We start from the raw sequence: 15,326 nt of genomic DNA, 5'->3' as shown, positions 1-15,326 counted from the left end.
GTCGTACTTGCTGCCGCCGTCGTACCTGCCGCCGTCGTTACTGGAGCTGTTGGGTCAGCAGTCTGTGTACAGCCGGTGAGGGCTAGTGCTGCGACTGCCAGAAAGGCCAGGGTGCTGCGGGACATGGGACACCTCACACGTCGGTTGGGCGGTGGCGGCTTGCCGCATTGTCCTCCCGATCGTACGGATACCCATCCGCGGTTGCAATGGCGGCTGCCCACGCACAACTTCCAGACCTAGTCACTGTGGCTGGACAGCAACGCGCGCAATTCGTTTTCAGCTGTGATGGTGGTGACGAAGAACAGCTCGTCACCGGCCTCCACGACGTCGTCCGCACTCGGGGTGATGGGGGCTTCATCGCGCAGGATGGCCACCAGCGTTGAATCGAGCGGCCATTCGATGGCACCCACGGTCAACCCGATCACGTGTGAATCTCCAGGCACAGTGAATTCCACGAGGGATGCCACCCCTGTTTGCAGCGTCAGCAAACGAACAAGGTCGCCAATCTCTACGGCTTCTTCCACGAGCGCCGTCATGAGCTGCGGGGTGTTGACCGCTACATCAACGCCCCAGGAATCGTCGAACATCCAATCGTTTTTGGGGTTGTTGACCCGGCCCACAGTACGCCCGACACCAAATTCAGATTTGGCTAGGAGCGAGACCACCAGGTTGACCTTGTCATCCCCTGTTGCGGAAACGACGACGTCGGCCTCCTCCAGTTTCGCCTCGCGCAGCGTACTGATTTCGCAGGCGTCGCCCACCAGCCAGCGCGCACCGCGCAGCCCACTCTTGCCAATAACCTCCGGCTTGGGGTCGATCAGCAGTGTTTCGTGACCGTTGGAGAGCAGTTCCTTGGCGATGGAACAGCCCACGCTGCCTGCACCAACTATGACTACCAGCATGCTAAAGCTCCTTCAGTGGTGCGGCCGAGAGGATGTTGGCCACCTCGCTGGACTGGCTGCTGACAATCATGGCATGCACGGTGTCACCTTGCTGGTAGCTCGTGTCCGGGCCCGGCAGCATGCCCTCCCCGAAACGCGTCAGGTACGCAACGCGCAACGCGCCCGCTTTTTCAATGTCCAGAACGTGGCGGCCAATCCAGTCCGGGTGGAGCGTCAGTTCGGTCAGTAACAGGCGCCCGGAAGGCTCTCGGAAGTCACCTTTAATGGCTGTTTCAGGCAGGATGCGGCGCAGTACCTGGTCGGCGCTCCAACGCACGGCAGCAACCGTGGGGATGCCCAGACGCTGGTAGATCTCGGCTCGACCGGGATCGTAAATCCTGGCAACCACGTGTTCAACGTGGAACGTCTCCCGTGCCACGCGCGTGGCCAGAATATTGGAGTTGTCACCGCTGGAGACGGCGGCGAAGGCGTACGCGGTTTCAATGTCAGCCTGCTTGAGCGTCTCCCGGTCAAATCCCACACCGGTGATCTTGCGCCCGCCAAAACCCGTGCGCAGGCGCCTGAACGCCCGCTCGTCCTGGTCGATGATAGCCACCGAGTGGCCAGAATCCTCCAAGGTGTGGGCAAGTGTTGCGCCCACGCGCCCGCAACCCATGATCACAAAGTGTGCCACTGATGCTCCTTGTCATGGCAGCCCCGGCATGAAAGCCGGAAACCGCTGCTGATGCCGCATGTTTTGACATGCAGTGCGGGTCTAATTTCACGTCCCCGGGGCACCGGTGGTCAAGTTGAAACCATGGGAGCTGTGCCACTGACTTCACAGAACCTGCCAAAAGCAGGCAGATGCGGGGTGAAAGCAGTGACGCGGGCAGTAGGACAAGTGTGTCACGCAGCTGGCGCAAAGACATCGGGGGGTCCCTACCTGCCGTTCTGGTGCTAGCGTTACCCGCGTGCTGAATTTCTTCAACGCGTTCAAGCGGATACTGGTGGGGCGCCCGTACCGAAGCGACAAGTTGTCCCACACGCTGCTGCCCAAACGCATCGCGCTGCCGGTGTTTGCCTCCGATGCGCTGTCCTCGGTGGCCTACGCCCCTGATGAAATTCTGCTTACCCTGGCCCTGGCCGGTGCTGCGGCGGTTGCGCTTTCCCCTTGGGTGGGACTGGCCGTCATGGTGGTCCTGCTGACTGTGGTGGCTTCCTACCGCCAGAACGTGCACGCTTACCCGTCCGGTGGCGGCGATTATGAGATTGCCTCCGTCAACCTGGGCAAGCGTGCCGGGCTCACAGTGGCCTCGGCCCTCATGGTGGACTATGTCCTGACAGTGGCTGTGTCCATGTCCTCGGCCGCAAACTACCTGGCCACAGCCATTCCCGGCTGGCACGGCACCCAGGCCGTGATCGCCGTCGTCGGTGTCATTATCCTGGCGCTGGTGAACCTGCGCGGCATCAGGGACGCAGGCAACGTGTTTGCCGTGCCCACCTACATCTTCATGTTCTGCATCTTCTCCATGACGGCCGCCGGCCTGTTCCAGGCCGCCACCGGGACTCTTGGCCGGGCGCCGTCGGCCGATTTTGAGATCATTCCCGAAGCCGCATTCAACCAAGGTCTGGTGGGCCTGGCCGGGGCCTTCCTGCTGTTGCGCGCATTCTCCTCAGGCGCCGCCGCACTGACCGGCGTGGAAGCCATCAGCAACGGAGTGCCGAACTTCCGCAAGCCCAAGAGCAAAAACGCGGCCACCACCCTGCTACTGCTTGGGGCCATTGCTGCCGGCATGATGGCCAGCATCCTGTTCCTGGCCAATGCCACCGGCGTGCACATTGTGGCCGATCCGCACACCGAATTCCTGGTCAATGGCGTGGCCCCGCCGGCGGATTACGTGCAAAACCCGTCCATCAGCCAAATCGCCTCCACCATTTTCGGCGCCGGATCCTTCCCGTTCTTCCTGATCGTGGCCGCCACCGGCATCATCTTGGTGTTCGCCTCCAACACCGCGTTCAACGGCTTCCCCGTGCTGGCCTCCATCCTGGCCAAGGACGGCTTCCTGCCCCGCCAGTTGCGCACCCGCGGTGACAGGCTCGCGTTCAGCAACGGCGTGATCCTGCTGGCAGTGGGTGCTCTGGTGCTCATCATCGCGTTCAACGCGGACGTCACCCGCCTGATCCAGCTCTACATTGTGGGCGTTTTCATCTCCTTCACGGCGAGCCAGCTGGGCATGGTGCGGCACTGGACCCGGGAACTGCTCAAGGTCAAGGACAAGTCGGTGCGGTACCGCATGATGCGCTCTCGGGTCATCAACACGCTGGGCTTCTGCATGACGCTGACGGTGCTGCTGATTGTCCTGGTGACGAAATTCGAGCAGGGCGCCTGGATCGCATTGCTTGCCATGGCCATTTTGTACGCCGTCATGTGGGGCATCCGCTCGCACTACGACAACGTCGCCAAGGAACTGGCCGTCGAGACGGATTCGCCGCTGAAGGCTCTTCCTGCCCGCATCCACGCGGTGATTTTGGTCTCACACGTGCGCAAGCCCGTGGTCCGCGCCGTCGCCTTCGCCCGGGCATCGCGGCCTTCCACGCTGGAAGCGATCATCGTCGATCTTGATCCGGTGGAGACCGAACAAACCATCAAGGATTGGGAGAGGCTGGACATCCCGGTACCGTTGACTGTGTTGGCGAGCCCCTACCGGGAAACGCTGACGCCGCTGATCAACCACATCAAGGCCATGCGACAGGATTCCCCGCGTGACTTGATCGTGGTGTACATCCCGGAATACGTGGTGGGCAAATGGTGGGAGCAGCTGGTGCACAACCAGACTGCCCTGCGCATCAAGACGCGGCTGCATTTTGAACCCGGCGTCGTGGTGGCCAGCGTGCCCTGGCAGTTGAAGTCCTCCACTGACGCGAAGAAATATCAGGAATAGAGCATATGAGCGAGCCCACCAGCACCCCCCGCCTCACCGTCACCGTGGGGCCGGTGGCCCATGGCGGCCATTGCGTTGCCCGGCATGAGGGCCGCGTGATCTTCGTGCGCCACGGCATCCCCGGGGAAACCGTGGAAATTTCCCTGACCGAGCACGACGACGACGCCAAGTTTTGGCGCGGCGACGTCACCCAGGTGATTGAGGGCTCCCCGGAACGCGTCACCCACTTTTGGCCCGAGGCAGATGCGCTGAGGGCTGCGGTGCGCCACGGTGCGCCCGTCGGCGGCGCCGAATTCGGCCACATCTCCCGCAAGGGCCAGCTTGAACTGAAAACGGCCGTGGTACGTGAGCAGCTTGAGCGCCTCGGCGGCCTGCAGAGCGCAACGATCGACACTTTGTTCAGCGCTGGAGTCGAGGACGTCGACACGAAGGGCAACGCCGAGCAGCAGGCCGGGCTCGGCTGGCGCACACGCGTTGGCTTTGCCGTCACGCCGTCCGGGAAACTGGGCATGCACCCGCACCGCTCCCACGCGGTGCTGCCCGTGCAGGAGATGCCGCTGGCCGTGCCCGCCGTGAATGAGCTGCGCCTGTGGGACATCGACTTCACCGGCATTGAACGCGTCGAAGTGGCGGCGCCCGCCAACGGTTCCGGCGTGCTGGTGCTGCTGGCCCCCGCCGCGAACCTCACCGAAAAAGCTGCCGGGGCCGCCGTCAAACGTATTGCCCGCGCCTTGGCCGCTTTGGAAACCCCGCCGTCCGTGGCCCGGTGGAACCCGGAAAACAGTGCCATTGAAGTGATCAACGGCCGCGGCTGGGTCAGGGAAACCACCGACGACCACGAATTCCGTGTCTCCGGCGACGGCTTCTGGCAGATCCACCGCAAGGCGCCGGCAGTTCTCACCGACGCGGCCCTCGGATTCCTGCTGCAGGGCGGCTACCTGAACGACGGCGCCGACGTGGCCGACTTGTACGCCGGTGCCGGTTTGTTCACGGCACCACTGGCCGACGCCGTGGGCCCCGAGGGGAGCGTCCTGTCCGTGGAAGGCTCCGTCGGCACCAGCCGTGACGCCCGCAAGAACCTCCACGCCAGCGAACAGGTCGAAATCCTGCAGGGCAGGGTGGAGAAGATCCTGGGTACACAGTCCCGCGCCTCGCGGACCGCCGCCGGGCAGCGCCGCCGGTTTGACGCCGTCGTGCTTGATCCGCCCCGTGCCGGTGCTGGGAAAGCCGTGGTTCAAGCCCTTGCAGCCACCGCACCGGAGGCCATCGCGTACGTCTCCTGTGACCCTGCCGCGTTTGCCCGAGACGTGAAGTACTTTGCCAACGTCGGCTGGCAGGTGGAGAAGCTGCGTGCCTTTGACCTGTACCCGCACACGCACCACGTGGAGACAGTGGCGCTGCTGGTGCCGGCTGTGAAAGCAACCACCAGCAACTAGGACCGGACTTGAACGAAACGGACTTGAAACCCACGGACTCAAGGGCCCGCAAGCCCCGGCGTGATCTGACCCGGAATAAACCCAAGGGCACCATCCTGGCCGAGCGGCGCGATGAACACCGCCGTTTGGCCATGGTGCACGCACGGGGCAAGCTGGCACCGGTCGATGCGGTCGAGCTTGAGCGCAGCGGGCTCAGTGCGGCGCAGGTCCATGAGCGGCGCGCAGCCGAGCTGACGAATGCCGTCGCGCACGAAAGCAGCCGCAGCGTCTGGGCCATTGTGCGTGCCAACGTCTTCACACTGTTCAACACGGTGCTGGGCAGCTGCCTGGCACTGGTGCTGCTGGTGGGGGATCCGCGCGACGCGCTGTTTGGGTTCATTGTCCTTGCCAACGCCGCCATCGGCGTGGTGCAGGAGTACCGGGCCAAACGCACCCTTGACAAGCTCGCGGTGCTGCACGCCCCGCTGGCCCGGGTGCTGCGCCAGGGCCGGGAGCAGGAACTAGCGGTTGCCGACGTCGTCCAGGATGACGTACTGCTGCTGCGCACGGGTGACCAAATTCCGGCCGACGCCATCATCCTGGCTGCGGAGTCCCTGGAAATTGACGAGTCGCTGCTGACGGGGGAGTCGGACCCCGTCATCAAGGGGGCCGGGGACATGGTGCTGTCCGGTTCCGCAGTAGTGGACGGCTATGGCACGGCGCGCGTGCACAGGGTTGGGGCTGAGGCCTACGCTTCGGCGCTAACGGCCGAGGCGCGGCGCTTTTCACTGGTGAATTCAGAGATCCGCAACTCCATCAACCGGATCATTTTGTACATTGCCTGGGGGTTGATCCCGATCATCCTGCTGGTGATCAACGGCCAGATGAGCGCCCACGGCGGCTGGGCTGCGGCCATTGCCTCCGGTGCGTGGCGGATTGCTGTGATCAGTGCCGTGGCGAGCATTGTGGCCATGATTCCAGAAGGTCTGGTGCTGTTGACCAGCATTTCCTTCGGCATGGCCGCTGTGACGTTGGCTCGCCGGCACGTCCTGGTCCAGGAGCTGCCCGCCGTGGAGGGTCTGGCCCGTGTGGACATGGTGTGCCTTGACAAGACGGGCACGCTCACCGAAGGCAGCATGGAATGGGACGGCAGCACCGTTTTTGGACCTGTGCCCGGCTGGGAGCAGGTCCTGGCCTGGCAGGGCGCACACCCCAACGCCAATGCCACCTCATCCGCCCTTGCCGCCAAGTACGGCGACGTCCCCGCTGAGCGTCCGACGGCGGAGCTCCCCTTCAGCAGCGCCCGCAAGTTCAGTTCGGTCACCTTTGGTGACGGCGCACTGGCCGGTGAATGGGTGCTGGGTGCCCCTGAGATGGTCTTGACGCGCGAATCCCATGCGGAGGCCCTCGAGGCGTCCTCCGAGGCGTCAGGGCGCGGCCTGCGGGCTGTGGTGCTGGCGCACAGGGCAGTGAGCGGCGAGGGTGACCTCCAAGCCGTGGCACTGTTGACGTTCCATGAAAAAATCCGCTCCGATGCTGCCGAGACGCTGCAGTACTTCCGTGAGCAGGGCGTTGAGCTGAAAATCATCTCCGGCGACAACCCGCGCACCGTCGCCATCGTCGCGCGTGAAGTCGGTTTTGAGTTCACCGGAGACGGTTACGACGCGCGGGACATGCCCGAGGACCGCGAAGCCATGGTGGAGGTATTGGAGCGCGAAAGCGTCCTGGGCCGCGTCACGCCGGAGCAAAAGAAGTCCATTGTGCTCGCTTTGCAGAGCATGGGTCACGTGGTTGCCATGACGGGCGACGGCGTCAATGACGCCTTGGCGCTCAAACATGCGGACATGGGGATCGCCATGGGCAGCGGAGCGGCAGCCACGAAGGCCGTCTCGCGGCTGGTGCTGCTGGACGGCAAGTTTTCCCACTTGCCCTCGGTGGTGGCTGAGGGGCGGCGCGTCATCGCCAATGTGGAGCGGGTGGCGAATCTGTTCCTGACGAAAACCACGTACGCGATCCTCATCTCCATCACGATTGCGCTGTTGATGTGGCGCTACCCGTTCCTGCCGCGGCAGCTGTCCATCGTCAGCTCCATGACCATCGGCATCCCTGCCTTCTTCCTGGCGCTGCTGCCCAATGCAAGGCGCTATCAGCCCGGATTCCTGCGCCGAACGCTCATGTTTGCCGTACCCGCCGGGACCATCGTGGCGGTCTGCATCATGGCCGTCTATTCCTATGCCCACGCCTTCCCGCACACCACATTGGGCACAGAGCACGTGGTGCGCGAAGCCCAGACCGCGGTGACCATGACCGTGCTGGTGGTGGCGCTTTGGGTGCTCGGTGCGCTGGCCCGCCCCTTCGACAAATGGCGGGCTTTGCTGGTGGCTGCCATGGTCGCGGGCCTGGCCCTGGTGATGGCTGTCCCGTTCGCCCGAACTTTCTTCGCCCTCGATATCCCAAGCGGCGGGCTTTTGGCGGTTACGATTGCGGTTACTGCAACAGGATGTCTGGCGATCGAGCTGCTCTACCGTTTTCTCAAGAGGCGCGGAGCGGTGTCCGAGCGCGAGTAAGGCATGCCTAACTGGCATCCTGTCCCATGCGTGACAAAGATAAAAGTAGTGGCGAGAGGAGTCCATCGATGACTAATGTGGACAGTTTTGGATCCAAGGGCGTACTTAATGTAGCCGGGACCGAATACGAGATTTTCCGACTGAACTCGGTTGAAGGCGCAAAGAGCCTTCCGTTCAGCCTCAAGGTTTTGCTGGAAAACCTGCTTCGCACCGAGGACGGCGCAAATATTACCGCCGACCATGTGCGTGCGTTGGCAGCTTGGGATCCCAGTGCGGAGCCCAACACAGAAATTCAGTTCACCCCGGCGCGCGTCATCATGCAGGACTTCACCGGAGTCCCCTGCATCGTTGACTTGGCCACCATGCGTGAAGCCGTCAAGGAACTTGGTGGCGATCCCACCCGGGTGAACCCCCTTGCCCCTGCCGAGATGGTCATTGACCACTCCGTGCAGATCGACGTCTTCGGCAACTCTGGCGCGATCGAGCGCAACATGGAGATCGAATACCAGCGCAACGGTGAGCGTTACCAGTTCCTGCGCTGGGGCCAGACCGCGTTTGAGGACTTCAAGGTTGTCCCCCCGGGCATGGGAATCGTGCACCAGGTCAACATCGAGTACTTGGCCCGCACCGTCATGACCCGCGAGGTCGACGGCGTTTTGCGCGCCTACCCGGACACCCTGGTCGGCACCGACTCGCACACGACCATGGTCAATGGCCTGGGCGTGCTGGGTTGGGGCGTTGGTGGCATCGAGGCCGAGGCAGCCATGCTTGGCCAGCCTGTCTCCATGCTGATCCCGCGCGTCGTCGGCTTCAAGCTGACCGGCTCCATCCCGGCCGGCGCCACGGCAACTGACGTGGTGCTGACCATCACCGAGCAGCTGCGCAAGCACGGCGTGGTCGGCAAGTTCGTTGAGTTCTACGGTGAAGGCGTTGCAGCCGTGCCGTTGGCCAACCGCGCCACCATCGGCAACATGAGCCCGGAGTTCGGCTCCACGGCCGCCATGTTCCCGATTGACGACGTCACCTTGGACTACTTGCGCCTGACCGGCCGCAGCGATGAGCAGGTTGCCCTCGTGGAGGCCTACGCCAAGGAGCAGGGCCTGTGGCACGACCCCTCGGTGGAGATCACGTTCTCCGAGTACCTCGAGCTGGACCTGTCCACCGTGGTTCCCTCCATCTCAGGGCCCAAGCGTCCGCAGGACCGCATCGAGTTGACCAACTCGAAGCAGCAGTTCCGCACGGATCTGAAGAACTACGTTTCCGAAGGCGACTTCGCTGAAGGCAACACGATCGACGAGTCCTTGGAAGAGTCGTTCCCGGCCTCCGATGCTCCGTCCTTCACCCACCCGGGCAGCCACCAGCACGACACCGAGCGCCAAGTTGCGTCCGCTGCTTCCGGTGCCGAGGGCCGTCCGTCCGCGCCTATCCACGTGAAGAACGAATCGGGCGTTGACTTCGAACTGGATCACGGTGCTGTGTCGATCGCCTCGATCACCTCCTGCACCAACACCTCCAACCCCTCCGTGATGCTCGCTGCAGCCGTTCTGGCCCGCAACGCCGTCAACAAGGGCTTGGCATCCAAGCCGTGGGTCAAGACCTCCGTTGCCCCCGGCTCAAAGGTCGTCACCGACTACTACGAAAAGTCAGGCCTCGTGCCGTACCTGGAGAAGCTCGGCTTCTTCACGGTAGGTTACGGCTGCGCCACCTGCATCGGCAACTCCGGCCCGCTGGACACCGAAATCTCTGCAGCCATCGCTGAAAACGACCTTTCCGTCACCGCTGTTCTCTCCGGAAACCGCAACTTCGAAGGCCGCATCAACCCGGACGTGAAGATGAACTACCTGGCTTCACCGCCGCTGGTCATCGCCTACGCCCTGGCCGGCACCATGGACTTCGACTTCGAAGCTGATGCGCTGGGCCAGGACGAAAACGGCAACGACGTGTTCCTGAAGGACATCTGGCCGAACCCGGTCGAGGTCCAGGAAGTCATGGACGCCTCGATCGACCGCGAGATGTTCACGAACTCCTACGCCACTATCTTCGAAGGCGACGACCGCTGGAAGGCATTGGAAACCCCCGAGGGCAACACCTTCGAATGGGATCCCAAGTCCACCTACGTCCGCAAGCCCCCGTACTTTGACGGTATGAAGGCTGAAGCTGAGCCGGTGGAAGACATTGCCGGTGCACGCGTGCTGCTCAAGCTCGGCGATTCCGTCACCACCGACCACATCAGCCCTGCAGGCTCCTTCAAGTCGGACACCCCGGCTGGCCAGTATTTGCTGGCCAACGGTGTGGAGCGCAAGGACTTCAACTCCTACGGTTCACGCCGTGGAAACCATGAGGTCATGATTCGTGGCACGTTCGCGAACATCCGCATCCGCAACCAGCTCCTGGACAACGTCGAAGGTGGATTCACCCGCGACTTCTCCCAGGCCGGCGCCCCGCAGGCATACGTCTACGACGCTTCCCAGAACTACCAGGCTGCCGGCACCCCGCTGGTTGTGCTCGCTGGCAAGGAATACGGCTCGGGATCATCGCGTGACTGGGCTGCCAAGGGCACTGCCCTGTTGGGTGTGAAGGCTGTTGTTGCCGAGAGCTACGAGCGCATCCACCGCTCCAACCTCATTGGCATGGGCGTTCTTCCGCTGCAGTACCCGGCTGGTCAAAACGCAGAATCCTTGGGCCTGACCGGCACCGAGACATTCTCCGTGGAAGGTGTCACCGAGCTGAACAACGGCACCACGCCCAAGACCCTGAAAGTCACGGCAGTTGCTGAAGACGGCACCACGGTCAGTTTCGATGCAGTCTTGCGCATCGACACCCCCGGTGAAGCCGATTACTACCGCAACGGCGGCATCCTGCAGTACGTGCTGCGTCAGATCTCCGCAACCAGCTGAAAAGTGTAGATCCGCAAGGGGCGGGTATCCGGGAAACCGGGTGCCCGCCCCGGCACATTAAAGACCGCGATACCCTTAGACGTTGACTGTGCACCAGGAGGTAAGCAATGGGACTACTAGAAACCATCAAGGATCCGCATGACCTGAGCAGGCTCAGTGATGCCCAAATGGTGTCGCTGGCCCAGGAAATCCGCGACTTCCTCATTGCGAACGTGTCCCAGACGGGTGGCCATCTGGGCCCCAACCTGGGTGTTGTCGAGCTGACCCTTGCCATCCACAGGGTGTTTGACTCCCCTCGGGACAGCATCGTTTTTGACACGGGGCACCAGTCCTATGTGCATAAGCTGGTGACCGGGCGGCAGGACTTTTCCACCCTGCGCCAAACAGGCGGGCTCTCCGGCTACCCCGACCGCGGCGAATCCGAGCACGACATCGTTGAAAGTTCCCACGCCTCCTCCTCCCTGTCCTGGGCCGACGGAATCTCCCGCGCCAGGAAGCTGACAGGGGAAGGTGACCGGTTCGTCGTCGCCGTCGTCGGTGATGGAGCGTTGACCGGCGGCATGACGTGGGAAGCCATCAACAACATTGCGGCCGACAAGGACCGACGCGTGGTCATCGTTGTCAACGACAACGGGCGTTCCTACGCGCCCACAGTGGGCGGCGTGGCGGAATACCTGGCGTCGCTGCGTCCGGCCATTGACCATGTCCGGACCCGTAAGAGCTATGAAGCATCCATGACGTGGGGCAAGAAGCGCCTGCAGGACGGCAACGCCGCAGGCCGCTTCGTGTACAAGAGCCTGCACGCTGCCAAGACGGGCATGAAGGACTGGTGGGCCCCGCAAGGATTGTTTGACGATCTGGGCATGAAGTACCTGGGCCCGGTGGACGGCCACGACGAAAAGGCGATGGAAGCGGCGCTGACGGCTGCCAAGAACTACGGCGGCCCCGTCATTGTCCATGCCTTCACCGAAAAAGGCCGCGGCTATGCCCCGGCACGGGCCGACGTCAACGACCAGTTCCATGCCGTCGGCGTCATCAACCCCGAAACCGGTGTCTCGGTGGAAGCCTCCGGCGGCAAGTCCTGGACCTCCGTCTTTGGCGAGGAAATCACGAAGATCGCGGAAGAACGCGACGACATCGTGGCCGTCACCGGAGCCATGCTGCTGCCCCTGGGCTTGGCGGCGTTTGCCAAGGAGTTCCCGGACCGCGTGGTGGATGTCGGCATTGCGGAGCAGCACGCCCTGACCATGGCGGCGGGCATGGCGTTCGGCGGTCTGCACCCCGTCGTTGCCATGTACGCCACATTCTTGAACCGCGGCTTCGACCAGCTGCTCATGGACGTCGCCCTCCACAAGGCCGGTGTCACGATTGTGCTGGACAGGGCCGGGGTCACTGGTCCCGACGGCCCGAGCCACCATGGCATGTGGGACTTGGCGATGCTGCAGATTGTTCCCGGTCTGCACCTTGCCGCCCCACGCGACGAGGTGCGGCTGCGCGAGGAACTGCGTGAGGCCGTGGCCATTGAAAACGCGCCCAGCGTGGTTCGCTACTCCAAGGGCAAGGTGGGGCCGGAAGTGGTGGCCATTGAGCGCCTGTACGACGGCGTGGACGTCCTTGCACGCCCGAGCCACGAAATGCCGGTGGAAGCCGGGGAGCCGCAGACGGACGTATTGATTGTCAGTGTCGGCGCCATGAGTGAAATGTCCCTTGACGTGGCGAAGCGCATTGGTGCGCAGGGCATTACAGCGACTGTCGTGGATCCGCGCTGGGTGTTGCCCGTGCCGCGCTCCGTTGTGCAGTTGGCCTCGCAGCACCGCATTGTGGTTGTTGTGGAGGACGGGGTACGGGCCGGCGGGGTTGGCTCGAGGATTCGCCAGGAACTGCGCGCTGCCGGCATTGACACGGCTTTGAACGAGGTGGGCTTGCCCGTGGAGTTCCTGAGCCACGGTACCCGTGCCGAGGTGATGGAACGCGTGGGCCTGACCGCCCAGCGCGTGGCGCAGGACACCGTGGAGCAGGTCCTTGGCACCAAGGTGCCCTTTGCCCGCCCGCTGCCCGGCCATGCTTCCCCCCGCACAGGGCAGATGCCGATCCTGTGACCGCGCATCCTGAACTGCTGCCGGTCAGCATGGATATTGCCGTTAGTGTGGACATCCCCGAGGTCGGTGACCTTGTGGTGGCCCGCAACCGCAAGTATGACGGCACCGCCCACTGGGTGGTGCCCGGTCGCTACCTGGGTTCCGATGAACACGGACACTGGGTTTTCCAGGGCACGCACGAGTTCATTTCCCGGCCCGGAGCCGCCTCCTACACGGAATCAGATGCCATTTTCCTGATCCCGCACACGGGGGACTGGGTGGCGACATTCTTTGACGAAGCGCACCCGAACGGCGTCGAGCTCTACATCGATTTGGCCATCGAGCTGGCGTGGCGGCGCATCCGGCCCGGCGTCATGGAGTTCCACATGATCGACATGGACCTTGACGTGGTCCGCACCAAAAGTGCGGGTTTGTTCGTGGACGACCGCGACGAATTCGCCGAGCATAGCCTGCAGATGTCCTACCCCGAGCCGCTGGTTGCCCGCATGGAGGCCGCCTGCGAAGCGCTCACCGTGGCCGTAACAGCTGGCCTCCCACCATTCGACGGTCGCGCAGCGGCCTGGTTTACCCTAGGAAGGACCCTGCCATGAGCAGCTCCGAAACCATCAACCAGACCGTCCTTGACGGCCTTGACCCCAACATTGTGCGCATGTACAAGAGGAACGACGACGGCGTACTCGTCTTCCGCGAAGCGTGGGTTGACGCCGGGGGAGCCGGGGAGACGGACGATGCCGAGGGTGAAGGCAACGAGAAAGGTGGCAGTGAGCCCGCCGTGGTTGCCGCAGAAGCGCCGGAGGTGTTCTTCGTGCTCAACCATGGCACGGTGGGGCACATCAGCACGTCGAAGGACGCTCCCGTGAAGACGCTTGAGGAGGCTGAAGGGATGCTCGCCGCCTTCGCCGAACAGTGCGTCGAGGATGGCTATGCCACTCTCACCCGTGATGAACAGACACTGGTGGTGGCCCAGTTCGCGCTGAAGAGCGACCGTGTCAGCGACCGGGACAAGCACCTGGCCCAGCGTGTGAAGGACACGCTCACCCCGCACCTGGCCTGGCGCGGCAGCGGCGTCCTGGAGAAGTTTGAATTCACGTCCGCCGGACACGGCCTGGGCAAGTTGAACGTGTACATCGTGGCACCGGATGCCCCGCGCGCGGTGGCAAACATCAAGGTCTGCATCCGCGAGGAGAAGCTCGACTTCACCAAGCTGACAGTTGCCACCGGCCCCATCAACGACCCATCCGCCCTGCGCGCCAAGCACAGCTCGACAGGCGGCACCGCTTTCAGCCTGTAACTGTCGGTCGGGGGCTGTTGTGGTCCGCGGACGCTGCTATAGCAGCGTCGGATCACCACAACAGCCCCCGGAGCAGTGTTGGGTCAGCGAAGTGTTGAGCCAGCGAACTGGGGACGGCCATGTGACCGCTCGACGGATTCGCTATGGTGGAAGCATGACTGAGCACAGCATTGAATACCGCCAGGTGGGTCGTTCGGGACTGACAGTTTCAACAGTGGGGCTCGGGTGCAATAATCTGGGCCGCACTGGATCTGTCACCGAAACCCAGGAGGGCAGCGATGCCGTGGTGCATGCGGCCCTGAATGCGGGCATCACGCTCTTCGACATGGCTGATATGTACGGCGCGTTTGCGGGCCAGGGCGAAATCATGCTGGGAAAGGCGCTGGGCAGAGAGCGCAAGAATGCGGTCGTGGCCACGAAGTTTGGCCTCGACGCCTCCGGTGCCAACGGGGTTGACTGGGGTAGGCGCGGATCGCGCAAGTACATCATGCAGTCGGTTGAGGCGTCGCTGCGCAGACTGAACACCGACTATATCGACCTGTATTACTACCATTCCCCGGATCCGCTGACTCCCATCAGTGAGACACTTGATGCGCTCGACGACCTGGTCAAGCAGGGAAAAGTTCTGTACCTGGGCCACTCGAACATGGCCGGTTGGCAGATTGCCGAAGCGGAGTTCACGGCCCGGATGTCCGGTGGCACGCGGTTCACTGCGAGCCAAAACCACTACAACCTGATGGACCGGCGCGCCGAACTTGAAGTGACCCCGGCGGCCGAGGCTTACGGCTTGGGTGTCATGCCCTACTATCCGCTCGCCAATGGGCTGCTCACAGGCAAATACAGTTCCGGGAAGGCTCCGGCAGGCAGCCGGCTCAGCCACACACGCCAGTACATGGTGGAGGGTGCAGATCTGGACCAGCTGAAGTCATTTGGAGACTTTGCCGCAGAACGAGGTTTGAGTGAAGTGCAAGTGGCGTTCTCGTGGCTCGCGGCCCAACCGTCCGTTGCCAGCGTCATTGCCGGTGCCACGAAGCCGGAACAAGTGCGTGAAAATGCCGGCGCCGCCTCATGGAAGCCAACAACGGAAGACCTCACCGTCCTGGATGGAATCTTTCCGAAGCAGCCGCGGGTCGCGGTGGTTTTGGGGGGATTAGCGGGTGCCGGGCTGCTTTACGGCGCCCGGGGCCGGCGCCCCGGTCAGAGGCCCGGTGACGTTGAAACAACACGTGGTCCG

At 63.2% G+C, this 15,326-nt stretch carries 9 protein-coding genes and 1 pseudogene; 8 read left to right on the top strand and 2 right to left on the bottom strand.

Annotation, left to right across the window (positions count from 1 at the left end):
• Window positions 1-236: 236 nt before the first annotated feature.
• Together Q4P21_RS13615 and Q4P21_RS13610 are read right to left on the bottom strand one after the other, a co-directional pair.
• A complete protein-coding gene (locus Q4P21_RS13615) occupies window positions 237-902 on the bottom strand; it encodes a TrkA family potassium uptake protein (protein WP_303389288.1) in 666 nt (221 codons plus the stop codon).
• Between the two features lies 1 nt (window position 903).
• Complete coding sequence (locus Q4P21_RS13610; protein WP_303389287.1) at window positions 904-1,575, bottom strand: TrkA family potassium uptake protein; 672 nt, start codon at window positions 1,573-1,575, stop codon at window positions 904-906.
• A gap of 277 nt (window positions 1,576-1,852) precedes the next feature.
• On the opposite strand from Q4P21_RS13610, the gene Q4P21_RS13605 reads away from it, so the two are divergent.
• The 8 genes and pseudogenes from Q4P21_RS13605 to Q4P21_RS13570 form a co-directional block, all read left to right on the top strand.
• Complete coding sequence (locus Q4P21_RS13605; RefSeq protein ID WP_303389286.1) at window positions 1,853-3,823, top strand: APC family permease; 1,971 nt, start codon at window positions 1,853-1,855, stop codon at window positions 3,821-3,823.
• Window positions 3,824-3,828: 5 nt separating this feature from the next.
• Window positions 3,829-5,259: a class I SAM-dependent RNA methyltransferase gene (locus Q4P21_RS13600; RefSeq protein ID WP_303389285.1), complete on the top strand. Its 1,431-nt coding sequence runs from the start codon at window positions 3,829-3,831 to the stop codon at window positions 5,257-5,259.
• An 8-nt stretch (window positions 5,260-5,267) separates the two neighbouring features.
• Window positions 5,268-7,805, top strand: a complete 2,538-nt coding sequence (locus Q4P21_RS13595) for an HAD-IC family P-type ATPase (protein ID WP_369598902.1) — start codon at window positions 5,268-5,270, stop codon at window positions 7,803-7,805.
• A gap of 68 nt (window positions 7,806-7,873) precedes the next feature.
• The gene (locus Q4P21_RS13590; RefSeq protein ID WP_303389284.1) at window positions 7,874-10,702 is read left to right on the top strand and encodes an aconitate hydratase; all 2,829 of its coding nucleotides are present in this window, start codon (window positions 7,874-7,876) and stop codon (window positions 10,700-10,702) included.
• A gap of 107 nt (window positions 10,703-10,809) precedes the next feature.
• Window positions 10,810-12,801 (top strand): 1-deoxy-D-xylulose-5-phosphate synthase, encoded by a 1,992-nt coding sequence (gene dxs / locus Q4P21_RS13585; protein ID WP_303389283.1) that lies wholly within the window; start codon window positions 10,810-10,812, stop codon window positions 12,799-12,801.
• A gap of 29 nt (window positions 12,802-12,830) precedes the next feature.
• Entirely contained in the window at window positions 12,831-13,391 is a 561-nt protein-coding gene (locus Q4P21_RS13580) for a DUF402 domain-containing protein (RefSeq protein ID WP_303389289.1), read from the top strand.
• Window positions 13,388-14,092 carry a hypothetical protein gene (locus Q4P21_RS13575; RefSeq protein ID WP_303389282.1) on the top strand — a complete coding sequence of 235 codons (705 nt, stop codon included), beginning with the start codon at window positions 13,388-13,390 and terminating at the stop codon, window positions 14,090-14,092. Before Q4P21_RS13580 ends, Q4P21_RS13575 begins: the two co-directional genes overlap by 4 nt.
• Window positions 14,093-14,246: 154 nt before the next feature.
• Window positions 14,247-15,230, top strand: a pseudogene (locus Q4P21_RS13570) (aldo/keto reductase); the annotation flags it as partial.
• Between the last annotated feature and the right edge of the window lie 96 nt (window positions 15,231-15,326).

Source organism: Arthrobacter sp. (assembly GCF_030540645.1).
GTDB lineage: Bacteria > Actinomycetota > Actinomycetes > Actinomycetales > Micrococcaceae > Specibacter.
Note: the sequence above shows the minus strand (reverse complement) of the source record. Positions and strands in the feature narration are given on the sequence as shown.

Bases quoted from the DNA above. Each gene is read 5' to 3' on its own strand.
- Q4P21_RS13575 (WP_303389282.1), top strand. From the start codon at position 13,388: ATGAGCAGCTCCGAAACCATCAACCAGACCGTCCTTGACGGCCTTGAC.
- dxs (WP_303389283.1), top strand. From the start codon at position 10,810: ATGGGACTACTAGAAACCATCAAGGATCCGCATGACCTGAGCAGGCTC.
- Q4P21_RS13580 (WP_303389289.1), top strand. From the start codon at position 12,831: ATGGATATTGCCGTTAGTGTGGACATCCCCGAGGTCGGTGACCTTGTG.
- Q4P21_RS13615 (WP_303389288.1), bottom strand. From the start codon at position 902: ATGCTGGTAGTCATAGTTGGTGCAGGCAGCGTGGGCTGTTCCATCGCC.
- Q4P21_RS13600 (WP_303389285.1), top strand. From the start codon at position 3,829: ATGAGCGAGCCCACCAGCACCCCCCGCCTCACCGTCACCGTGGGGCCG.
- Q4P21_RS13590 (WP_303389284.1), top strand. From the start codon at position 7,874: ATGACTAATGTGGACAGTTTTGGATCCAAGGGCGTACTTAATGTAGCC.